Source organism: Rhodococcus jostii RHA1 (genome assembly GCF_000014565.1).
GTDB lineage: Bacteria > Actinomycetota > Actinomycetes > Mycobacteriales > Mycobacteriaceae > Rhodococcus_F > Rhodococcus_F jostii_A.
Genome location: NC_008270.1, coordinates 198,942 through 219,353, shown reverse-complemented (window position 1 = coordinate 219,353; position 20,412 = coordinate 198,942). Strand labels below are relative to the sequence as shown.

At 61.2% G+C, this 20,412-nt stretch carries 23 protein-coding genes and 2 pseudogenes; 7 read left to right on the top strand and 18 right to left on the bottom strand.

Annotated elements, in window-relative coordinates; genetic code table 11:
- The first annotated feature begins 354 nt into the window (after window positions 1-354).
- The gene (locus RHA1_RS41810) at window positions 355-1,029 is read left to right on the top strand and encodes a TetR/AcrR family transcriptional regulator (protein ID WP_050787680.1); all 675 of its coding nucleotides are present in this window, start codon (window positions 355-357) and stop codon (window positions 1,027-1,029) included.
- Window positions 1,030-1,172: 143 nt separating this feature from the next.
- Here RHA1_RS41810 and RHA1_RS41805 read toward each other — a convergent pair whose 3' ends face one another.
- From RHA1_RS41805 to RHA1_RS41790, 4 genes are all read right to left on the bottom strand, one after another.
- Window positions 1,173-2,042: a mycofactocin-coupled SDR family oxidoreductase gene (locus tag RHA1_RS41805; RefSeq protein ID WP_011600063.1), complete on the bottom strand. Its 870-nt coding sequence runs from the start codon at window positions 2,040-2,042 to the stop codon at window positions 1,173-1,175.
- A 177-nt stretch (window positions 2,043-2,219) separates the two neighbouring features.
- A complete protein-coding gene (locus RHA1_RS41800; protein WP_011600062.1) occupies window positions 2,220-2,690 on the bottom strand; it encodes a VOC family protein in 471 nt (156 codons plus the stop codon).
- Entirely contained in the window at window positions 2,687-4,192 is a 1,506-nt protein-coding gene (locus RHA1_RS41795; protein ID WP_081437608.1) for a CoA-acylating methylmalonate-semialdehyde dehydrogenase, read from the bottom strand. The genes RHA1_RS41800 and RHA1_RS41795 overlap by 4 nt, the downstream gene beginning before the upstream one ends.
- 48 nt (window positions 4,193-4,240) lie before the next feature.
- Window positions 4,241-4,804 (bottom strand): cupin domain-containing protein, encoded by a 564-nt coding sequence (locus RHA1_RS41790; protein ID WP_050787647.1) that lies wholly within the window; start codon window positions 4,802-4,804, stop codon window positions 4,241-4,243.
- Window positions 4,805-5,078: 274 nt separating this feature from the next.
- Here RHA1_RS41790 and RHA1_RS41785 point away from each other — a divergent pair, with 274 nt between their 5' ends.
- Together RHA1_RS41785 and RHA1_RS53885 are read left to right on the top strand one after the other, a co-directional pair.
- On the top strand, window positions 5,079-6,089 hold the full coding sequence (locus RHA1_RS41785; protein ID WP_011600059.1) for an alpha/beta hydrolase: 1,011 nt from the start codon (window positions 5,079-5,081) through the stop codon (window positions 6,087-6,089).
- 73 nt (window positions 6,090-6,162) lie between these two features.
- On the top strand, window positions 6,163-6,393 hold the full coding sequence (locus RHA1_RS53885) for a hypothetical protein (RefSeq protein ID WP_202715262.1): 231 nt from the start codon (window positions 6,163-6,165) through the stop codon (window positions 6,391-6,393).
- Here RHA1_RS53885 and RHA1_RS41780 read toward each other — a convergent pair.
- The 3 genes and pseudogenes from RHA1_RS41780 to RHA1_RS48240 all read right to left on the bottom strand — a co-directional run.
- Window positions 6,306-6,843: pseudogene (locus tag RHA1_RS41780) on the bottom strand (IS1380 family transposase); the annotation flags it as partial. The gene RHA1_RS53885 and the pseudogene RHA1_RS41780 sit on opposite strands and share 88 nt — an antisense overlap.
- Window positions 6,844-7,078: 235 nt before the next feature.
- Window positions 7,079-7,540 carry a DUF3237 domain-containing protein gene (locus RHA1_RS41775; RefSeq protein ID WP_011600057.1) on the bottom strand — a complete coding sequence of 154 codons (462 nt, stop codon included), beginning with the start codon at window positions 7,538-7,540 and terminating at the stop codon, window positions 7,079-7,081.
- Window positions 7,537-8,019, bottom strand: coding sequence for a nuclear transport factor 2 family protein (locus RHA1_RS48240; protein WP_193384960.1), 483 nt, complete (start codon window positions 8,017-8,019; stop codon window positions 7,537-7,539). Before RHA1_RS48240 ends, RHA1_RS41775 begins: the two co-directional genes overlap by 4 nt.
- Window positions 8,020-8,305: 286 nt before the next feature.
- Here RHA1_RS48240 and RHA1_RS41765 point away from each other — a divergent pair, with 286 nt between their 5' ends.
- Both RHA1_RS41765 and RHA1_RS45155 read left to right on the top strand, forming a co-directional pair.
- Window positions 8,306-9,340: an NADP-dependent oxidoreductase gene (locus RHA1_RS41765; protein WP_011600055.1), complete on the top strand. Its 1,035-nt coding sequence runs from the start codon at window positions 8,306-8,308 to the stop codon at window positions 9,338-9,340.
- A gap of 271 nt (window positions 9,341-9,611) precedes the next feature.
- Window positions 9,612-9,950: a hypothetical protein gene (locus RHA1_RS45155; protein WP_237727101.1), complete on the top strand. Its 339-nt coding sequence runs from the start codon at window positions 9,612-9,614 to the stop codon at window positions 9,948-9,950.
- A gap of 118 nt (window positions 9,951-10,068) precedes the next feature.
- Here the strand turns inward: RHA1_RS45155 and RHA1_RS41755 are convergent, their stop codons facing one another.
- A complete protein-coding gene (locus RHA1_RS41755; protein WP_148228566.1) occupies window positions 10,069-10,767 on the bottom strand; it encodes an IS6 family transposase in 699 nt (232 codons plus the stop codon).
- A gap of 375 nt (window positions 10,768-11,142) precedes the next feature.
- On the opposite strand from RHA1_RS41755, the pseudogene RHA1_RS41750 reads away from it, so the two are divergent.
- Window positions 11,143-11,611: pseudogene (locus RHA1_RS41750) on the top strand (Hsp70 family protein); the annotation flags it as partial.
- 88 nt (window positions 11,612-11,699) lie between these two features.
- On the opposite strand, the gene phtC reads toward RHA1_RS41750, so the two are convergent.
- The 7 genes from phtC to RHA1_RS41715 form a co-directional block, all read right to left on the bottom strand.
- Window positions 11,700-12,431, bottom strand: coding sequence for a 3,4-dihydroxyphthalate decarboxylase (gene phtC / locus RHA1_RS41745; protein WP_011599098.1), 732 nt, complete (start codon window positions 12,429-12,431; stop codon window positions 11,700-11,702).
- Complete coding sequence (locus RHA1_RS41740) at window positions 12,428-13,669, bottom strand: NAD(P)/FAD-dependent oxidoreductase (protein WP_011599099.1); 1,242 nt, start codon at window positions 13,667-13,669, stop codon at window positions 12,428-12,430. Before RHA1_RS41740 ends, phtC begins: the two co-directional genes overlap by 4 nt.
- Complete coding sequence (locus RHA1_RS41735; RefSeq protein ID WP_005256000.1) at window positions 13,669-13,863, bottom strand: ferredoxin; 195 nt, start codon at window positions 13,861-13,863, stop codon at window positions 13,669-13,671. The genes RHA1_RS41740 and RHA1_RS41735 overlap by 1 nt, the downstream gene beginning before the upstream one ends.
- 37 nt (window positions 13,864-13,900) lie before the next feature.
- The gene (gene hcaB, locus RHA1_RS41730) at window positions 13,901-14,707 is read right to left on the bottom strand and encodes a 3-(cis-5,6-dihydroxycyclohexa-1,3-dien-1-yl)propanoate dehydrogenase (protein WP_011599100.1); all 807 of its coding nucleotides are present in this window, start codon (window positions 14,705-14,707) and stop codon (window positions 13,901-13,903) included.
- Window positions 14,704-15,015: a hypothetical protein gene (locus RHA1_RS41725; RefSeq protein WP_007297300.1), complete on the bottom strand. Its 312-nt coding sequence runs from the start codon at window positions 15,013-15,015 to the stop codon at window positions 14,704-14,706. The genes hcaB and RHA1_RS41725 overlap by 4 nt, the downstream gene beginning before the upstream one ends.
- Window positions 15,012-15,563 (bottom strand): 3-phenylpropionate/cinnamic acid dioxygenase subunit beta, encoded by a 552-nt coding sequence (locus RHA1_RS41720; protein WP_007297301.1) that lies wholly within the window; start codon window positions 15,561-15,563, stop codon window positions 15,012-15,014. Before RHA1_RS41720 ends, RHA1_RS41725 begins: the two co-directional genes overlap by 4 nt.
- Before the next feature lie 71 nt (window positions 15,564-15,634).
- Entirely contained in the window at window positions 15,635-17,065 is a 1,431-nt protein-coding gene (locus RHA1_RS41715; RefSeq protein ID WP_007297302.1) for an aromatic ring-hydroxylating dioxygenase subunit alpha, read from the bottom strand.
- A 190-nt stretch (window positions 17,066-17,255) separates the two neighbouring features.
- On the opposite strand from RHA1_RS41715, the gene ophR reads away from it, so the two are divergent.
- Window positions 17,256-18,062: a transcriptional regulator OphR gene (ophR, locus tag RHA1_RS41710; protein WP_011599103.1), complete on the top strand. Its 807-nt coding sequence runs from the start codon at window positions 17,256-17,258 to the stop codon at window positions 18,060-18,062.
- A 47-nt stretch (window positions 18,063-18,109) separates the two neighbouring features.
- Here the strand turns inward: ophR and RHA1_RS41705 are convergent, their stop codons facing one another.
- The 3 genes from RHA1_RS41705 to RHA1_RS41695 form a co-directional block, all read right to left on the bottom strand.
- Entirely contained in the window at window positions 18,110-18,775 is a 666-nt protein-coding gene (locus RHA1_RS41705; protein ID WP_011599104.1) for an N-carbamoylsarcosine amidohydrolase, read from the bottom strand.
- 75 nt (window positions 18,776-18,850) lie between these two features.
- On the bottom strand, window positions 18,851-19,666 hold the full coding sequence (locus tag RHA1_RS41700; protein WP_011599105.1) for an ABC transporter permease: 816 nt from the start codon (window positions 19,664-19,666) through the stop codon (window positions 18,851-18,853).
- Window positions 19,663-20,364, bottom strand: a complete 702-nt coding sequence (locus tag RHA1_RS41695; protein ID WP_007297306.1) for an ABC transporter permease — start codon at window positions 20,362-20,364, stop codon at window positions 19,663-19,665. Before RHA1_RS41695 ends, RHA1_RS41700 begins: the two co-directional genes overlap by 4 nt.
- Between the last annotated feature and the right edge of the window lie 48 nt (window positions 20,365-20,412).

Below are 20,412 nucleotides of genomic sequence, written 5' to 3'. Positions count from 1 at the left end.
ACTTGGCCAGTTGCTTGCCTACGCAATGAGGACGAGGGCCGACTCGACGCTGCGCCGTCGGTGGTTGACGCTCGCGCGAGCCGAGGACTTTCCACGGAAAGTACATGGATTGCCGAGTGGCGAAATGGGTGCCGAGTCACCAATTCCGCACCAGTCTTTGACTATCAACATGACCATTAAATCGGTATCTGTATTGCAACTTGGTTAAGACGGGACTGGGAATTTGCCCCCGATAGTTCTACCGAACTGCCGTGCAATCCGAGAGGCCATCTCGGGCGATGCAGCATGGAAAATCGTGGACGGTCACCGCACCCCCGGCTACATATGCAGGTTGAACTAGCCTACTCTGTAGGCATGGCGACTTCGTTCTCAAACGGTCTCAACGGATCCGAACCCCGGACTGGTAGGCGCAATCTCAAGGGTGACAGGCGCGAGCAAGCAATCCTCGAGGGCGCATATGAGATTCTGCGCACCGAGCCGTTGCGGAACGTTTCGATTGATGACCTTGCCAAGAGAGCGGGTTTGTCGCGTTCATCCTTCTATTTCTATTTCGAATCTAAATGGCAGGTTCTTTCGGCGCTTCTATCGAGTGTGACGGCCGATGTGTTCACTGCATCAGCAATGATCTTCGAGCGACCTCCCGGGATTTCTCCTGAGGCTGCAATCGAGCATGCAGTGTCGGAGGTCATGGTCGTGTGGGAGCGGCATGGACACGTCCTGCGCGAGGTCGGTGATGCAGCGGCGGCCGAACCCACTTTGGGGGCCCAGTGGGACAAAATACTGGGTCGTTTTGTCGATGCGGCGGCCGCTGCGATCGAGCGCGACAGAGCTGCGGGTGTGGCTCTTGATGGACCACCGGCTCGTTCACTGGCGGCAGCGCTCATTTGGATGGGCGAACGGAACCTGGGACTTATGAGCATGCGAAGCGAGAATGCAATTCGCACCGAAGACATGGTGGAGACGGTCACCACAGTGTGGCTTAGAACGGTATTCGGTTTGGAATGGAGAGGCCGCTCGAAGAGCGATTAGTTTGGGTCGTTCAGAGCAATCGCAGCGAACTGGTTAAAAAAACCGGTTCGCTGCGATCGATTTGTTCTATTCAGCTTTGTCGCGCATGGAAAATGCGGACTTCAGGAAGTGGGTTCTCTTCCAGTCGAAGATAGGTCGAGTTGTCACTGTGGTTGATCGGCGGCCATCTTTGCCATGTTCAGTCCCGGCATCAGCATATGGCCACCATCAACGTGCATCTCGAGTCCGGTTGTCCATCGAGACTCGTCGGACGCAAGCCACAGCACCGCTTCGCTCATGGCGCGTGGTGGCAGCAACCCGACATCGCGAAGGGCAGACCAGTACTTCGCGCCTTCGAGGTCTTCTTTCACACCCTGACCGGGGCCTTTACCTGCACAGAGATCATACCCGCCCTGCCAGTCGAGGGCTGGAGTATCAGTCGGCCCCGGGAGCAAGATATTGACTCGAATTCCGTACTGACCGAACTCGAGCGCAGCGCTTTTCGCCAGCCCGATTACGCCGTGCTTCGACGCGACATAGTGGGCGTAATGGGGTGACCCTTCTACGCCGTTGCCGGAAGAGGTCACGATGATCGAGCCGCCGCCCCGTTCCGTGATCGCCGGCGACACTGCCTTCAAGGTGCGCCACACTCCGGTGATGTTGACGTCCAGAACAGCTGTGAATTCGTCTTCAGGAATGTCGTGGAACGGGTGTACGGTCCAGATCCCGGCGTTGGCGACCGCAACGTCCAGACCACCGAATGCCTTTACGCCGTCAGCAACCAGTTTGTCGAGCGACGACTGCTTCCGGACATCTCCCTCGTGTGCAATGATTCGTCGTCCCAGTGCTTCGACCTCTTTGACAGTGATCTGGAGGTCATCAGATGATCCGGTCGGATACGGGAGTCCGGTGTCCGGCGGACAGTCGATGGCGAGGATATTGGCGCCCTCCTCAGCGAGCCGGATTGCGTGTGCCCGTCCCATTCCACGTGCCGCACCCGTTACCAGGGCGACCTTTCCGTCCATGCGTCCCATTGGTCTCTCCTCTTGTGAGTGTGCATCGGATTGGTTGTGCATCCCGGTGATCGGCGTACCGGGTACCGGGTGACCACTTGTGTTCGTTGACTTGCCTAATGGCGGTGCAGTTCTGGCCCCGGTTTCTCCCCCACATTCACAAATGGTGGAGACCGTCGGGAGGCAACGTTGGCAGCGCTACGGTGTGCTTTCCGTCGGGGTGATGAGCTGTAGCAGTATGTCGATTCCAGGTGGCTCGGTCCATACATGCTCTGAGTCGGCGATGCGGAAAGGAGCTCCGATCGGGTCCGGTCGTCCGGGCCCGCGGATCGTGCATCCAGCGAGATCGAGCTCGCTCGCGTTTCCGTCGAACCGCAACGCAATGTGGTCGAGCTTTGCCGAGGCTCCACCCAGCGCGAGATCGCGAACGTCCGGATCGTCGATGGTGTATAGCTCGACATTGGCCGACGCTATCGCGAGAAACGTCGCGCGGATGGCGAGAGAGGGGGCCTCGAAAGTGTGCGCGATGCTGACGTTGAATCTGCTCTGCCAACGTGTGGTGGCCAACTCGAGGTCGCGGACGAGTATCCCCACATGATCCAGCCGCGGAGTGCCCTCTTCCCGAGCATCTTCGGAAGGCGAGGATGGGGAGAGATCGATCATCGTCATTGATTCCTCGCGGCGACGAAATGCGGGGACACGCCCATTCGGGGTTCAGTCCAACGTTGGGTGACCACCTTGGACTTGGTGTAGAAGCGATAGGCATCGTAGTTGAGTCCGTCATCGCCGAACCGCGAGTCACCCCAACCTCCGAATCCGAACCAAGAGATCGGAACTGGAATGGGAACGTTGATCCCGACGCTTCCGGCCTGGACGCTGTGAACGAATCGGCGACCGGCCACTCCACTTGCGGTGAAGATGGTCGCACCATTGCCATATGGGCTGGCGTTCACGATGCGAAGTGCTTCGTCGAGATCATCGACGCGGACCACACTCAGAATCGGTCCGAACACCTCCTTCTGATAGAGGTCGCTGTCGACGCTTACGTTGTCGACCAAGCTCGGGCCGATAAAATAGCCGGCTTCGGACGCTATGTTGACACGGCCGTCTACAACGACGTTTGCGCCTTGGCTAGGTGCCGCCTCCAACGCACCTCTGACTCGTTCGATGGCGACCTCTGAGATGAGCGGGCCCATGTCGGTGCCTTCGTCATTCCCCGGTCCGGTACGGAAGGCGGTGGCCCGCTCCGCGGTCTTGGCAACTAGCTCGTCCGCGATTTCCCCGACCGCTACCGCGATGGGCACGGCCATGCATCGCTGACCGGCGGCGCCGTATGCAGCCGACGCCAGTGCGTCCGCTGCTGCGTCCAGGTCGGCGTCAGGCATGACGACCATATGGTTGTTCGCTCCACCCAGTGCCTGCACCTTCTTGCCGGCAGCGGCGGAACGGCTGTAGATCTCACGCGCAACCGGGGTCGAGCCCACAAAGGAAATGGCAGCGACGTCCGGGTGGTCGATCAGCGCGTTCACCGTGTCAACGCCACCGTGCACGACGTTGAAGACACCGTCGGGTAGCTCGGCTTCGGCGAGCAGTTGCGCCAGCCGCACCGAGGCGGATGGCACTCTCTCGCTTGGTTTGAGCACGAACGAGTTACCGCAGGCGATCGCGGCCGCGAACATTGACACCGGCACCATGATGGGGAAGTTGAATGGGGTGATACCAGCACACACTCCGAGCGGCTGGCGGAACGAGTATGTGTCAACTCCCCTGGAGACCTGTTCTGCGTACTCACCTTTGAGGTGCTGCACTACAGATATCGCAACTTCGACAGCCTCGACAGAACGGGCGACCTCCCCTCTCGCGTCTGCGAGGGTTTTCCCCTGCTCCGAGGTGATGATCGATGCAAGCTCGTCACTGTGCTCGAGCATCAGGGCGCGGAAGCGGTGCAGAGTCGTCGCGCGGACGGGGGCCGGGGTCGAAGCCCAGGCCCCCGCAGCGCTTCGGGCGCTGGTCACAGCCGTGTCGACGACAGCAGCGTCGCCCAGCTCAACAAGCCTCAGTACGTGACCCGTGGCTGGATCGACAACCTCCGACCTCCGCCCGTTCGTCGAGCCGGAGGGGGCGCCAGCGATCCAGTGCGGCACCGTTGCAAGATGGACATCGTTTGTAATCACAGAAACTCCATAGTCACGAAGAGGCGAGTTGATGATGTGGGCCGCTTAAGCTTTGGCGTCCCGGGGGTGCGGCAACTCGGGGAACATCTCCAAGCCATAGTTCGTCTTGAGATTCTCCACCTCTGCGGCTAGCTGCTCCGGAGTGCGCAATTCGCGATCGCGCGCTTCGTAGAAGTACTTGTCGATGCCGCCGCCGGGCTCGAATCCGCTGCTGTCGGGGCCCGGAACGAAGATCACGAGGATCCGCGCCTCTTCTCCGACGACCTCGTAAGTATGCCGCTGATCCTTGCGCCCCCAAACGAATTGACCCGCGCCGGCATTGTAGGACCCGTCTTCGGTGTGGATCTTGATTTCACCGTCCATCACGAAGAAGCCTTCCTCTTCGCGGTGATGGATGTGCCAGACCGGCTCGGTTCCGCGAACCCAGTTGGTCTCGATGATGATCAGCTGGCCATTGGTGCTTTCACCGGTCGCATGAATCCAGAAATCTACACCGGTCATGAAGTCGCCGGTCATGTTGAAATGCACATCGCTGCGGTGGGAGACGTAGCTCTCCCCGTCTCGGTTTGTCGTCGGCTGAATCTGGTCGACATCGGACTTCGTGACCATGAGGGCCCCTTTTTCGTTGCTTGCCGTGGTGATGAGTGACGTCACGGCTCGGACATTTTTGAGACTAGACTCACAGTCGATAAGAGTCAACACTCTGTCGGATTTCGACAAATCTGCAGTTCAAAGGGATAATCCGGGTGCAGGCCGACGCGCGGCCAGGCCACTGGTGCGCGCATAATCGACATAACGTTGACGAGGACCAACACTAAGTGCAAAGTTGGAACACCGACGTGCGACCCGACTAGTCGACGGTCGTACGCCCCTGACAGCAGCAATGGAGGAGACGACTGGTGAGTCCGCTACGAAAGCGCATAGGTGCCGCGACGAAGATCCGTGCAGGCCATTCATGAGCGATCTGCACCCTCAGGTACTCGAGTTGCTGGCGTCCCTGTCAACGAATCCACCGGCGCAGCCGTGGGAAGTGTCCATCACCGCGTACAGGGCGGTCGGCGAGAAATTGATCGGGTTGGCAGGTGATCTCAATCCACATTGCGACGTGAGGGACTTAGAGATTCCCCTTCGCGGGAGGGTCCTCAATGCCCGGAGTTACTCTCCCAAAGGCACAACCGGGGCAGCGCCGTGTGTCGTGTACTTCCACGGTGGCGGTTTCGTCAGGGGCAGCCTGGACTCTCATGACCGACTGTGTCGCGAGTTGAGCGTCCAGGGCGCTCTCCGCGTGATCTCGGTGGCGTACCGCCTTGCGCCCGAAAATACCTATCCGAGCGCTCACGCCGATGCGATCGAGTCGTTCTGCTGGGTGGCCGATCATTCTGATGAACTGAGAATTGACGGCGAAGCACTGGCGGTTGCTGGAGACTCCTCTGGGGGAATGCTCGCAGCGGCGACCGCAGCGACTCTCAACGCACGTACAGACGGTGCGTCGGTCAAGGCGCAGGGACTTCTGTGCCCAGTGCTAGATCTGACCTTGAGCAGTGACTCCGTGAACAGATACGGATCGGCGCCTCTTCTTTCGCGTGCCGCACTCGAATGGTGTATCGATCAATACGTGCCCAACGTGTGGCTTCGAAAGTCACCGGAAGTCTCGCCGTTGTTCAGAGTGAATCTGAACAACGCCCCGCCTGCGCTCATCATCAACGCAGAGATCGATCCAGTCTCAGATGATGCCAGTCGATATGCCTCTAAATTGCGCGCTTCGGGCGTTGCAGTCGTCCATCGCGAGCATGCGGGCATGCCTCATAGCTTCTTTCTACTAGCCGGCGCGGTTGACGAGGGCGAGCGTGCTATTACTGGCTTCGCGGAGGGGTTGTCGAGGTTGCTGCGCTAGATGGGTCGAGCAATTAGGTACGCCGTCATCACTCATCACAGAGGCTCGGTTTCGCTTAAGCCTGAATCCGTAGATGCGTGATTTCGGTGATTTCCGGATCGAATTTGTTGATGTCGTCGGCGAGTTCTTGTTGGTGGGCGCGGCTGATCTGCTGACCTGGTTGTCAGCTCATCCACGTCGTTCCTTGGTCGAGGCCGGGGCAGCCGCGGTGTCCGGTCAGGCCACTTCCGATAGTTCGTATCCGATGACGTTGCGCCAAAGCATTTTGCATTGGTCCTGCCGTGGCCAGTGGATGGTCAGGTGAAGTACTGGTTTGCGTGCTGGTCTGGCGAATCGGACGGGGACGTTGACCGTGCTGGTCTGGCGAATCGGACGGGGACGTTGACCAGGTGTCGGCGCACGTGGCACCACGGGCAACGGCGTGACTTCCTCCGCAGAGGGTGCCCGCGGCGCGCAGCAAGTTGTGCGTGATCGCTGCGCAGAGCACCCAGGCACTGTTCGCGCCGAAACGCCCGGAAGGAACGTGCGCGAGTGGCCCGTCGATCAGATCCGCGAACACCGTTTCCACGATCGCGTGGTTGCGATGGACGATGTCGGCGTCGACGATCGGCAGGTCGGAATTGGTGAAGAACGGGTGATAGCGCCACACCGGGAACATCGCATCCGGGTAATTGACGTCCTTGACCCGGTGCACGATCAGGCGGGCGGTGACCCGGTAGCGGCCGGAGAACGCGGTGTACTCGACCTCGGCGACTCACAGTGCCTTTCCGTACGTGGACAATCGTGACCTGAGAATCTTGATTGTCTCACTGAGGGAGGCGCTTTCGTCATTCACGCGCCGTCAAACCCGCTACAACCTCCATGGATTCAGGCTAAGTGCGAGGCTTACTTGGCGGTCTATGCCACGCTTTCCAATTTCGCCCGTAAGCGGCGGGCCGCACCTCACACTTTCATGTGATGTGCGGCCCGCGGCTGCAGTCCCGTTCGTCCTACTGCAGGGCTACGCGAAAGACCTGAAACTCGATGACGGGTCCGGGGGTAATTCGCCCCTGTCCCACGAAGATGGTCTGGTTGACCCAGCCGTACCTGGCGTCCCCGCACTCAAGGCGGGGAGTAGTGACAAAGTAGTGGTCGCCAAAGTTCGTGCTCGAGTCCCCGCCGGTCAAGGCGGATGCAGCGGCTTCGGTCACCTCAACCAGGCCCTGGTAGCTCATGTAGATGACGGCACCATCGTCGGTATTGAACTGAGCGCGCACATCCAGCCGCCCGAATCCGTCATCTCCAGCCAGGAGCCAGTCACCGCCGCCGATAGCTGCTGTACCGCTCAGTCGATCACCCTTTACGGTGCCGCCGGTAACGGGGAGGACCTGCCGCACGCCGTACGGCCCAGGACCGACGACCTGCGGCTCAGCGAGTTCTGCGGTGTACGAAAATTCCGGGATGAGCTTCACTTGCTTACCTCCAGGCCTGCGGCTGCCATCACCTGGGACATACCCTCCGCAATGACTTCGACGCCGAAGGCTTGTTCGACGATATTTGGATCGAAGTACTCGCGAATCAAGACCACCTTGCCGCCTCTGATTCGCATGTGTGTGCAGTACGTGTTCGCGTACACGTTTCCGTTCTGCGTCACGGTCGCCTTCCCGTGTAGCTCGAGCACAAACAGCTCGGGATCTGTCGTGTCGTGCACAACCAACGAGTCGATCTTCAGGTCGGGCACGGACTTGAAGAACCAGTCGATGAAGTGGCCGATGAGTTGGCGGCCGGGGACCGTCTTCGCGAGCGGCTCAGGGGCGAACGGCATCTCCCACACCGCATCTTCGGCGAACCAGTCTTTCCAAGCCGCCAGCTCTTTCCCGGTCGGTGGCCCGCTATCAAGGTCTCCCCAAAAACCATCCACTACCTTGCGATTCTCTGCTTGTGTACTCACAGTCGCCTCCTTGGTGGGCTCTGGCGGCGACTGATACGCCAGCCGCCGTAGCATCAAAGAATGCCCGTCCTGTCGGTGATAGTCAACAGTGTGTCGACACCAATCTGCGGCAGCCGCACCGATTCTTCGCCGCAATGTTTGGACAGTGTGTTGATTATCGCCGACTGTGAGTCTAATCTCAGGGTGGTCGGCCAGGATCGGCTGGACAGGGTGCCCGCGAAGCCGCATTCCGGCGGGCTCGAGAGGCATTCCGCTGTGGCATTTATGCGCCCCTTAAGGAGATGTGATGAGTACTTTGACCAACCGGCTCTACCGATTGCGGAGTCGTCCGGAGGGGGAAGTAACCGCCGACAATCTTGAATGGTTGGAAGAGCCGGTTGCCGAGATCCTGGATGGGCAGGCGCTTATTCGAACGCACTACTTGTCGGTCGATCCCACGAATCGTGTGTGGATGAGTGCGATGCGTTCCTATATCCCTCCGGTCGAATTGAACGCCGTCATGCGCGGGGCCGGTGTGGGGCGGGTCGTCGCCAGCCGACGGGACGATCTTCCTGTCGGATCGTTTGTTGTGGGATTGACGGGCTGGCAGGACTATTGCGTCGCTGATGCAGCGAGTGAAGACATGTCATTCACAGTCCTACCCGATCCTCTACCGGCCCCTCTCCCCGCGTTCGTTGGGGTCCTGGGCCATACCGGAATATCGGCGTACCTCGGCGTTGAGTTCGGCGATCCTAGACCGGGAGAGACTGTCTTTGTATCCGCCGCGGCCGGAGCCGTGGGCTCCATTGCGGGTCAGCTCGCAAAGCAGCGGGGGGCCCGAGTGGTCGGTATCGCAGGTGGCGCCGAGAAATGTCGATATCTGGTAGAAGAGTTGGGGTTTGACGCGTGTATTGACCGACATGCTGGTGACTGGCAGAAGCAACTCGACGACGCCACACCTGAAGGTATCGACGTGGACTTCGAAAATGTTGGCGGCGAGATCATGGACCACGTTTTCGGCCGACTGAATATTGGGGCGCGAATCACGCTCTGCGGGCTGGTTTCCGAGTACAACGACTACAATGGAGATAACGCCCAACGCGGCCTACGTAATGTCAGTCAGCTGCTTATGCAACGCGCTACTCTACGAGGATTCATCGTTTTCGATCACGTGGATCGGTACGCAGAGATCATCGGACAGCTGTCGCAGGCTCTCAGCGCCGGCACCCTGCACTCCGCGGAGACCGTGGTCGACGGTCTCGAGCATGCGAGACATACTCTCAACCGCAGTCTCGCCGGCGAGAACCGAGGGAAGGTCGTGGTCAAGGTGATCACCGAGTGACCGAACGACGGTAGATGGCTGGGGCTCCCAGTCAAGTCGCGCCAGGATCACCTCACCCTCATCGACTTGTCTGGCGATGTCCTGCTCGGCTGGCGGTAGAGCACTCGCGCGCCCCCAGCCGCTTGCACCAGTCCTCCTGGAACGCATTCCACTTCCTCTTCTCGGCGGACGCCGCAAATCACGCATCGGTCGCGCCGACCCGCCGGCTAGGCCACGGTCACCACCATTCTCGAACTTAACGCCGACCGAGATCGACACCACGGAGAACCAAATGGATACCTACGACCACGCGTTGTTGGACTTCGCCCTACGGTGGAGCGCCTATGGTGGCGGTGACTATTACATCTTCACTGAGTTCGGAATACCCCCCAAAATATTCTACCAACGTGTGCTGTGGATGGTGGAAAAGCGGCTCGCCTCCGGCCTCGACCTGACCATGAGACAGCAACTTCGGGAACACTGCCTCGCGAAGTTGACTTCGTTTCAAGAACCGCACTATACAAGCCGACGCAGCAGCATCGTGGAGAACTGGCCGCCTGGCGGCCGCACCGAATGGCGCTCACCGCAACCGCACGCATCGGCACACCCAGAAGCCCCAATCAACCCGTGACTGCGCGCGCCGGCTTCAGCGACTACCTCACGCGGGGCACTGTCACGTTAGTCGAAACGCTCAGCAGTGAAGCCTACTTGGGACAGGCTTTTGCGGGACACCTTCGGGCCGTTCACTTTCAGGTGCCGGAATCGGTCGCGGTGACGTGCTGCCAGACCGCGAAGCGGTCGGTCATCTCGGTACGCCATTCGGGCGCCGAGAGTCTGTGCCGGTTGGGCCGGAAATGCGGTGAGATGCCCGAGAAGGCGGACAGGAATCGTTGCGCATGCGCGGGCGATTTGAAGCGCTTCATCGCACGTTCTCGCTGCCTGGTGGGTTGATGTGAGTTCTCGGCTCGATTGTTCAAATACTTCGACCGGCGATGCTCGACCGAGGCCAGCATCTCGCGGTGCACCACCTGGTAGCTGGCGAGCTTGTCGGTAATGATCACCCGCGGCACGTACCGCAGCCCCTTGAGCAGCTTGCGGAAGAACTTTTTGGCTGCCTTCGCGTTTCGGCGGGACTGGACCAGCACGTCGAGTACGTTGCCGCCTTGGTCGACCGCCCGCCACAAGTAGTGCAGTTTGCCGTTGATTCGGATGAAGACCTCGTCGAGGTGCCATTTGTCACCGGGCCGAGCCCGCCGCCGGCGCAGCTGATTGGCGTAGGCCTGCCCGAACTTGGCGCACCACCGCCGGATCGTCTCGTAGCTGACCGCGATACCGCGTTCGAGCATCATCTCCTCGACCTCACGGAAGCTGAGCGGGAACCGGAAATACAACCACACGCACTGGTTGATGATCTCGACCGGGTAACGGTGGCCTTTGTACGATGGCATTGGGGTGGTCACGCCACATTCTCCCAGTTTGCCGCGTTCAACAACGTGACAGTGCCCTCCCGCGCCAATCGTCGCCACGTACCTGCTGGATCGCACCGGATCCTACGGCGCCGTCGCGCTGTTCATGGTCGCAATGTGCGCCATCTCCGTCGTCTGCGTGATCGCCATGCGGGAGACCTACCAGCAAGATCTGTCCGACAACGACGAAGCCGCGGGACAGGAGCGGTTGTCACCGACTTCCACGTAGGCGGCTTCGCCGCCCGTGCGCCCCTTTTACTGACTTCTCCGTGGGTCGGGTCGAGTAACTGTGGTCACCCCCGAGGCTGAGTGTCGCGAGCGCGATAACCGGTCTCGGGGGCGTGGGGCCCGCAGTGTCAGCAGACCCATCAACCCGTACTGGTCTTCGACCTCGGCGGCGGCACCTTCGATGTGGGCCTGCTCGACGTCGGCGAGGGAGTGGTCGAGGTCCGTTCCACGGCCGGCGACTCCCACCTCGGCGGCGACGACTTCGACCGACGCCTGGTGGACTACCTCGCCGACGAATTCCAGCGTGCGGAGAATATCGATCTGCGCAAGGATGCGCGGGCGTTGCAGCGCCTCTTCGAGGCCGCGGAGAAAGCCAAGGTCGAGTTGTCCTCGGTGACACAGGCCCAGGTCAACTTGCCCTTCGTCACCGCTGACGCGAACGGTCCAAGCACCTCACCACCACGATCATGCGACGAAGTTCGAGGATCTGACGGCGGATCTGGTGGAACGCTGCCTCGACCCCGTGAAGCAGGCGATGAGTGACGCCAAGGTCACCGCCAACGACATCGACGAGGTGATCCTGGTCGGTGGTTCGACGCCCCCGTGTTTAGACGCCGCACTCGTAGGGAATCAACACGCACGTGTCTCAAGTAGGTTGACAATTACCGTCGGTACCCACGATTGGCCTATACCGTCGCTGCGCGTGCGACCTCGTGTCGCCAGACTGCGCCGGTGTTGAAGTTGGCGCCCAGGTCGGGAAGATCCTCCCAATCGGCGTCGTCGATGTCGACGAGCGTGCCACCCGCGCTCACGACAGCCAAGGACATGCGCGCCAGCTCTTCCAGGCTGGCGGCCTGCAGAACCGACTGTTGCACCGACGACGCGACGGAGGTGATGCCATGTCCGCGGCAGATGACGACGGGTCGATCGCCCATCGCCGTCACCATTTCCTTGCCGAGTTGGGTGCTATGAATCAACACTGCGCGGCGGTACACCGGCACCCCACCCCGCGCGAGAACTGCACCGGGGATGTCGTAGGCCCCGTAGATGGGCCGCAGCGAGATACCCGCTAGGTCGGCTGCAACAATCGACGGGGGGTGCAGGTGCGCTACAGCTCGGATGTCCGGCGAGGCCCGCATCGATTCGACGTGAACGGGCAACTCCTTGGGTACCTGATAGCCGTTGTCGAGTTCACCTGGAGCGCCGGCTGTTCCGTCGAACCGTACGAGTCGAATGTCGGACGGGCGTGTATAGGCCACGCCGGTGTCGTCTGCACTGCGACACCTGATGAGCAGAAGGTCAGGGGAGACTCTGAAGCTGATGTGGCCCAGGATGCCCTCCATCAAACCCCGGGCAGCGGCAACCCTGCACGCCTCGGCTACGACGACCCGTGCACCCTCGATATCCGTCTCGTTCACGTGGTTTCCTTGACCGTGGTGCGGGCTGATACCGTCATTGCCTCGAGACGTGCCGCAAACTCGGCATATTCGACCCCGAGTGCGATCGCTTTGCGGGCGGTGACAAGCGCTTTCGGCCAGTTGACGACGACGACCCCGGTCAGTCTGCCGTTCTCGTCGGGGTAGCAGACCGCGAACCGAGCCTTGTTCGTCACCTCGCCGATGACAGTGTGCGTCGACGAGCCCACCAGTCCGACCGTCTGTATCTTCCAGTCGTACTGATCACTCCAGACGTATTCGACCGGTTCGTGGCGTATCTTCTCGTCCGGGCGAGCGATGTTCCGGGCGACCACGACGGCTTGCTCCACCGCGTTCGTCCAGTGCTCGAGCCGGGTCGAACCGCCGCGTCGGGTGTTGTCGAACCGGCACACGTCGCCGACTGCGTAGATGTTGTCGTGACCGATTGCACGGCAGTACACGTCACACACCACACCATTGCTCACCTCGAGACCGGAGGACTCGAGCCAGTCGTCGTTCGGTATCGCCCCGATACCGACGACCACCGTGTCGGCGGCGAGCGTCGACCCGTCGGACAAGCCGATCGCGAAGGACCCGTGCTCACCGTGCACGGACTCGACACCGACCCCGAATCTGGTGTCGACGCCGCGACGCCGATGGAGGTCGATGAACAGCTCGCCGATCTCCGCACCCATCACGCGTGCCATGGGCACGGGTTCTGGATCCACCAGCGTGACGCGCATCCCGAGTTCGACCGCGGTTGCCGCGGTCTCCGCGCCGATGAAGCCGCCGCCGATAATGACGAGGTGGTCGGTGGTGCCGAAATGGCGGCGTAGTGCGCGGGCGTCCGCGGCTGTTCGTATCACGTGCAGGCCGTTCGGCGTTCCCCACGGTGACGGTCGGGCGCGAGCGCCGGTGGCGAGCACCAGGTTGTCGAACGCGACCCTCGTACCGTCTGCGAGTTCGACATCCTGGTTTGCCGTGCTCAGCCGTATGGCTGGTTGGCCCAACCGAAGCTCGAGATCGAGTTCCCGAGCCTGTTCGGTGGTCAACAACGTAATCTCGGCCATCGTAGAGTCACCTGCCAGGATCGACTTCGACAATGGCGGCTTGTCATAGGGCAGTTCGCCTTCGGCACCGATGAGAATGATGGCGCCCGGATACCCTTCCGACCGCAGTGCCTGTGCAGTTCGGACACCACCGATCGATGCGCCGACGATGACCGTGGTCGATTCCGGCATCAGTCTTCGATCCAGAGCGCGGAGACCGGGCAGGAGCGGGCAGCACTGTCGACGCGTCCCCGTTCCGATTCGGGGACCTCCACACTCAATAGTTCGACGACACCGTCGTCGTCGATGTCGAAGTAGTCGTCGGCAGCGACGACGCAATTGGCATATCCCTGACATGCACCAAGATTCGCTTTGACGACAGCCATCGCGGTTTCCTCTCTTTCCGAACTGGTCGAACTCGTATCAGCGGGTCGAAGGTTTGGGGGCTCCGATTCCGAAGCCGCCGTCGGGATGCGTCGCGCCTGCGGTGATTCCTCGGGATCTGTCGGAAGCGAAGAAGACGAAGCTCCACGCGTGGTCCTCACCTGAGAGGGCCACGTTGAGCGGTGTCCGCGCCGCCAACTCGTTTGCACGATTCGGATTGTCGTCGAGTCGATCGGCGTCGCGTCCCAGGCTCGCCAACCCGCGCAGGTCGGTGTTCAACGTGCCGCCTGGGGCGACTCCGTTGACGCGAATATCTGGGGCGAGCTCGTAGGCCAGGGTGGTGACCAGCCCGCGTACGGCAAATTTGGATGACACGTAGAGCACTCCGCCTCGTCCGGGATAGAACGACGAGGCAGACTCCGCCAGCACGATCGACGATCCGCGGTGCTTGCGCAGTTCCGGTACGGCGGCCTTGACCGAGTGCATGTGGCTGAGCACGTTGGTTCGGAACATCTCGTCGAACGCCACGTCGAGTGTGTCCGCGGGGATGTCCTCTATGCCCTGGTAGAAGTCGAAGATCCCGACACAGTTGACCAGTGTGTCGAGCCCTCCGAACGCGGCGACCGCAGCCGCGACGGCAGCGTCGTTGTCCGCCGCGCGTGTGGCGTCACCTTCGATGACCGGTACCTGGGGTAGGTGTTCGCGCAGCACTCGACACTTGTTCGGGTCACGCTCGAGTACCGCGACGCACGCGCCTTCGGCGAGGAACGCATCGACGACTGCTCGCCCGATCCCCGAGCCCCCGCCAACGACAAGTGCCCGCTTGCCGTCGAGCCAGCCAGTCATTCGTTGTCTCCCTCTGCGATCAACGGAGCAAACATGTTTCCCACCATCGCGGCGAAGGTGGCCGGGTTCTGCCAGGTCAGCGCCTCGAGTTCCAGCGGGTCCACACAGACCCACTGTCCGGACTTCGGGGCGTGCACCAGCAGCCGTACGCCGTTGCGGGTCGCCACCTTGTGCACGTTGACCTCGGCGAATTCGTTGGCGATGGTCAGCGGATCACCGACGGCACCAGCCAAGAGCTGCGCGAACTCGTCTGTGGCACGGCGCGCGGCGCGTGCGTCCTGCTCCTCGCCGTCCCACTGCAAGCTCATAGGAACACCGCGAGATTCTGCATCCGCATCACGGACTCGTCGACAAAGATGGTGCGTCGTGCGAGCTTCCATTCGTCACCGACGCGCCTGAGCAGATCCTCGCGTCCACACGAGACGAGTGCCGACTCATTGACATCGCCTCTGCTGCGGAACAGCAATTCGGCGCTTTCGACGACGAGGTGGTCCTCGGCGTCGGTGAGGAAGGTCCGGATGTTGGTGATGTAGTGGCGCAGTCGTGACGGGGGATCCTCGGTCCACGCGTGCTCGGTGACGAACCGCGCGACCCGCCGGCTCAGCGAATACTTGTTCTCATCGAAATGTGCCATTCCTGGTGAGGTGTCGAATCCCGAGTTGAGCGCCGTGGTTACCCGAACCGGCATGAGGTAGTGGATATCGTCGGTGATGTTGTCGAGCCAGGTTTGGTATTCCTGTGCGTCGAGCAGATATGCCTCGTCGATCAAGAATTGGTGCGCGTCCAGGTGCCGTCGATCGTCGAATCGCAGCGGAGTTCCGGTGCGCGTGACGCGCGATGCATGGTCGCCCAGCACGGCTTGTTCCGAATAGGTCGAGCCTTCACCTACGCGGCTGTAACCGGTATTGGTAGCTCGCACAGAGGTGGTCATGCCAGCACCGCCCCGTTGACAGTCGCGTCCTTGCTGTGGTCGCAGCTGCCGTTCGTCGGAGTCAGCGGCCTGATTCCGTCTGGATTGTCGGTTCCCACCGATGTCGGCCCCACCTCCAGTGCCGGCTTTTCGAGGTAGTCCGCCCACATTTCGAGAAGTTTGCGCTGGTTGGCCTCGTTGTATCCGACCTGCGCCGTCCCGGGGCCGTGGAACTCGTCGGCGGTGAGCTCATCGGAGACGCGTGTCCCGTCCTCGAGCAGACCCATGCGACTGTTGAGTAACAGGCGCCGCGCCATCGATCCTGCGGAGGTGTTCGTCAGCGACACCCAGTTCTCGACATCGTCCTGTTCGAACATGCCGGTGGATCCGAAGCACATCAGGTATGCCTTGTACGACTTCTTCTTGAATTCTTCCGGCGCGCTCCGGTCGACCGCGAAGAAGGACAACACCTCGGTCTCGTTCTCACTGATCGGTTGCCAGAGTCGAATGGAGATGAACGGCAGAACGTCGTCGCCGTCCTCGACCTTCGGCCAGTTGTGCACGAAGCTCAGGTTCGGAAACACCGATGCTGCCGAGATCATGAAGCCGTCTGCGCCGATTACTCGCTGCTGCTCGTCCGACCACACCTCCTTGGCCCGGTCGGTCATCTCCGCGGTGTATCCCACGTACTGCATGCGCTCGTCGAAGGTGCCGTCTGGCAACTTGTACGTCGTTCCCCCACCTGGTCCTGCCCAGTAGGTTGCTCCGTCCTTGCGCTTCTCCGCTTTCGGTTCGCGGAACAGGCCGATCTCGACGACCGAGGTGTGTGTCTGCGGCGTGTGGTACATGTCGCCCGCGAAATTCTCGGCTCCGATCTTCCAGTTCGCTTTGACCCTCCAACGCTGCGGGCCCCGTACCTCGAGCCCCGACTCGCTCTGCTTGGTGTAGTAGTCGAGGTAGAACTTGAAGTCACCCAGATAGTCCGACAGCGATTCCGCGTTCGGATCCATATTGATGAAGATCATTCCGTTGTAGCTGTCGAGATTGGGTGCAGGGAGGAGTGTCTGGCCCTTCTTCTTGAAGCCCTCCTCGCCCCCGTACGCCTCCTCGTGGAACGGCAGTCCGATGATGCGGCCGTCGTTTCGGTACGACCAACCGTGATAGGGGCAGCGAAAGTTCGACGCGTTTCCCATTTCCGCGCGACACACCTGCATCCCGCGGTGCAGACACATGTTGAACATCGCCCGAATCCCCCCTTTGGAGTCGCGGGAGATGATGAACGAATCCTCGAGCACCCGGCGGACAACGTAGTCCCCCGCCTGCGGTACCTCGGATTCGTGCGCGACGAACAACCACGATCGACTGAAGACGGTCGCCTTCTCACGCTCGAAAATCTCTTTGTCGTTGTAGATGTGCGCCGGGATCATGCCGCGGCGAATGTCTTCCATCGCTTGTGTGTGGTGGGTCGTCCGGGGTTCCAAGGTTCATTCCTCTTCGATCGACGATGGCGGTCTCTCTGCTATGCAGAAGCGCCTTCTGTTAGCTAGATGTTGCTCTCTTCAGTCCGACGAGTCAACCCCCTGCGCGTACGCGGATTCCACCCGCTGGCAGGTCGACCGCACACCCGACCTGACACGTATGCTCTCTGCTATGCAGAACCACGGTCCACGGCAACAGGCGCCGGAGGCGACACCACCGCAGTACCCGATCGAATCCGTCGACAACGCACTTCGTCTGCTGTTGCTGCTCGGTGAACAGACCGAAATTCGGCTGACCGAGGCGAGCCAGTACCTCGGAGTTGCGTCGTCGACGGCTCACCGACTTCTGGCGATGCTCCAGTACCGGGGCTTCATTCGGCAGGATCCGGCCAGCAAGGCCTATCGTCCGGGCCCAGCGCTGACGGGGGTCGCGTTTGCGATTTTTGCCAGGCTCGACATTCCTCAGACGGCGGCACCGATCCTGCGCACCCTCAGCGAGGAACTGCGTGAAACTGTCCATATCGGGGCACTCGACGGTCGAACCGTGCGCTTCATCGCCGCCCTGGAGAGCCCATCGGCAGTCCGGGTTGCGTCCCGGTTGGGCAAGGTCATGCCAGCGCACTGCACGTCCACCGGGAAGGCCATGCTGGCGGAACTTTCCCTCGACGAACTGCATCAGCTGTACCCGACCGAGGAACTGGAACAGGTGACTCCCCAGTCCATCAGCACGCGGACCGAGCTCGAAGCCCAACTGGAAGAGGTCAGAAGGAACGGGTACGCGGTCAACCGGGAGGAATCCGAGGAAGGCGTTGCCTCCGTGGCCGTCTCGGTCCCGACGAACGCCCCCGGCATGCGCCTGGCAATGAATGTTTCAGCGCCCAAGCACCGCCTGCGCCCGGCACAGGTACGCAGCATCGGCCGCGCCCTGACGGACGCGGCTGATCAGCTAGCGGCAGCGCTCGGGTGAGTGTCCGGTCCACCCAGCGAGGTACGTTCTCGCGGGCACTGTGACCGTCAACTCGACGACGGAACGCTCTCGAGGTAGGCGCTGGCCTCGTCGAGTCCGACGACGTCCCCGTATTTGGCGTCGATATCGAAGAGGCTGGCAGTGTGCGGTAGTGCCGCCCGGTCCCCCACTGCGTCCTCGACCACTATGGTGTGGAACCCGTACGAGCAGGCGTCTACCGCGGTGGCACGAACACATCCGCTCGTGGTGCAGCCCACGATGATCACGGTGTCGATCCGGCGGCTGATCAACCGAGCGGCCAGGTCGGTGCCGAAGAAGCACGATGCGTACTTCTTCACCAATGTCGTCTCACCTGGCTGTTGTTCGAGCCGCTCGTCGATCTCGACCCATTGACTGCCCTCGACCAGATACTTGTTCGAGGGGATCTTGCCGATCCAGGCGCCGGCCTCTTGGAGTTCCGCGTCGTAGGCCACTGTGGAGAAGATGATCGGCACCTGGGCCTTTCGCGCGAGCGCGAGGAGAATCTTCGTTGCGTCGATTTGGGTATCGAGGTCACCTGCGAGCGGCGAACGGCGATCGGTGAAGCCCGTGATCAAGTCGACCACCACCACTGCCGGCCGCACGCCGAAGCCGATGCGGCCGCCCAGACCTTTCTCCCGGAATTCGGTGCGCAACCGCTGGTATTCCTCTGCTGCGGCAGTCAGGGCGCTCATCAGTGTCCTCCGGAAAATGGGTGTGGGCATGGGCCGGAAAGGCCCACTGCCGATTCGAATAGTTGCGTGCGGCGATCAGTTGACCGCGTCGGTGATCTTCCGTTCGATGGCCCACAGGGCGATGTTGCCCACCAGCGCCATCGAGACCAGCAGCATGATCACTCCGTACATCGTCGGCAGATCCAACTTGCCGTACGCAAGCATCGCCATCTGCCCCAATCCTGCTCTGGTCGCGAAGAACTCGGCGATCAGTACATTGATGAAGGCAATGCTGAAGCCGATTCGGATACCGACCATGAGAGAGGGCGCCATCGCGGGCACCACGATTTTGCTCATTGCCTGAAGCGGACTTGCACCGGTGGCCCGGCCGAGTTTCAGCAGGATGGGGTTGATGGCGCGTACTCCCGCCGCCGTCGAGACGATGATGGGGAACACCGCGGCCAATGCGGCCATTGCCGACTGTGCTCCGAGTCCCAGGCCGAAGATCTGCAGCAGGATCGGAAAGAAGATTACCCGTGGTATGGCGAAGGCACCCGCGATGATCGGATCGAACACATCACCGAGAAACTTGCTTCGCCCGATGATGTATCCAGTCGGGAAACCCACCGCTGTTGCGATGACGAATCCGAGTCCGACAGCACTCATCGTGGCATTGAGATTCCTGTAGATGGAACCGTCTGCGAACAGTCCCCATACCGCCGACATCGACGCGCCCGGGGACGGCACAAGTTCGCTGGTCGCTGCAATAAGCGCCCAGACACCGATCAACCCGATGACGATGAGTATTCGCAGGACGTTGTCGGCCCACCGCTGTGACAGGCGGAACCGCTGTTCCGTATTCTGTTTGCCTGCTTCACCTTCGGTTCCGGCGCTGAGCGTGGTGGCGTTCACAACATGTCCCTTCGAATGGCTCGTTCAGCCAGGCCGAGTGCACTGTTCACTGCGATGCTGAAGACCACGACAATGGCAATGTAGGCCCACATGTCCGCGACGTAGAGTTCGCGGTACATAAAGCCCGCACGAAACCCCAGGCCTTTCGAGGCCAGAATGAACTCCATCGCGATGGTGCCGATGACTGCATAGATGAATCCGAGCTTGATCCCGGGAAAAATGAGCGGCGTGGCGGCCGGGAACAGCACCTTGAAATATTGCTGCCGGCGCGAGGCATCGACCGATCGCGCCAGCTTGTGCAGCACCGGTTTGACGTCTCCGAGCGCCACCATCGTGGTCAGCGCTATTGGAATGAGGGCCATCGTGCTCGCGATGACGATGATTGGTCCCGCGTTGAGTCCGAGCACCGCGACCAGAATCGGGTAGAACAGCAATGTCGGCATCGCGTACCCGGTGACGATGAATGGCTCGAGGACTCGGCCGACGACCCGGACCCTCCAGAGCAATACCCCCAGGGGCACCCCGCCGAGCACGCCCAGTGCGAACGCCGCCAGTATGGTCACGCTCGTCCGCGTCAGATCGGTGACGAAGTGGGTGCTCGGGATGATTGCCGCGACGTGGGCGAGTATCTCGGACGGCGCGACCATCTGATTGCGGTCGATCCAGCCGGTTCGCGTTGCCGCCTCGAGCAACAACACCAGAGCAACCAGCATCGTCCAACGTACGACGCGTGCCCGATGTTTCGC

Excerpts from the sequence above, each read along its gene's own strand:
- RHA1_RS41810 (WP_050787680.1), top strand. The coding sequence starts at position 355 with ATGGCGACTTCGTTCTCAAACGGTCTCAACGGATCCGAACCCCGGACT.
- RHA1_RS41805 (WP_011600063.1), bottom strand. The coding sequence starts at position 2,042 with ATGGGACGCATGGACGGAAAGGTCGCCCTGGTAACGGGTGCGGCACGT.
- RHA1_RS41800 (WP_011600062.1), bottom strand. The coding sequence starts at position 2,690 with ATGACGATGATCGATCTCTCCCCATCCTCGCCTTCCGAAGATGCTCGG.
- RHA1_RS41790 (WP_050787647.1), bottom strand. The coding sequence starts at position 4,804 with ATGGTCACGAAGTCCGATGTCGACCAGATTCAGCCGACGACAAACCGA.
- RHA1_RS41785 (WP_011600059.1), top strand. The coding sequence starts at position 5,079 with ATGGAGGAGACGACTGGTGAGTCCGCTACGAAAGCGCATAGGTGCCGC.
- RHA1_RS53885 (WP_202715262.1), top strand. The coding sequence starts at position 6,163 with ATGCGTGATTTCGGTGATTTCCGGATCGAATTTGTTGATGTCGTCGGC.
- RHA1_RS41765 (WP_011600055.1), top strand. The coding sequence starts at position 8,306 with ATGAGTACTTTGACCAACCGGCTCTACCGATTGCGGAGTCGTCCGGAG.
- RHA1_RS45155 (WP_237727101.1), top strand. The coding sequence starts at position 9,612 with ATGGATACCTACGACCACGCGTTGTTGGACTTCGCCCTACGGTGGAGC.
- RHA1_RS41755 (WP_148228566.1), bottom strand. The coding sequence starts at position 10,767 with ATGCCATCGTACAAAGGCCACCGTTACCCGGTCGAGATCATCAACCAG.
- RHA1_RS41740 (WP_011599099.1), bottom strand. The coding sequence starts at position 13,669 with ATGCCGGAATCGACCACGGTCATCGTCGGCGCATCGATCGGTGGTGTC.
- RHA1_RS41735 (WP_005256000.1), bottom strand. The coding sequence starts at position 13,863 with ATGGCTGTCGTCAAAGCGAATCTTGGTGCATGTCAGGGATATGCCAAT.
- hcaB (WP_011599100.1), bottom strand. The coding sequence starts at position 14,707 with ATGACTGGCTGGCTCGACGGCAAGCGGGCACTTGTCGTTGGCGGGGGC.
- RHA1_RS41725 (WP_007297300.1), bottom strand. The coding sequence starts at position 15,015 with ATGAGCTTGCAGTGGGACGGCGAGGAGCAGGACGCACGCGCCGCGCGC.
- RHA1_RS41715 (WP_007297302.1), bottom strand. The coding sequence starts at position 17,065 with ATGGAAGACATTCGCCGCGGCATGATCCCGGCGCACATCTACAACGAC.
- ophR (WP_011599103.1), top strand. The coding sequence starts at position 17,256 with ATGCTCTCTGCTATGCAGAACCACGGTCCACGGCAACAGGCGCCGGAG.
- RHA1_RS41705 (WP_011599104.1), bottom strand. The coding sequence starts at position 18,775 with ATGAGCGCCCTGACTGCCGCAGCAGAGGAATACCAGCGGTTGCGCACC.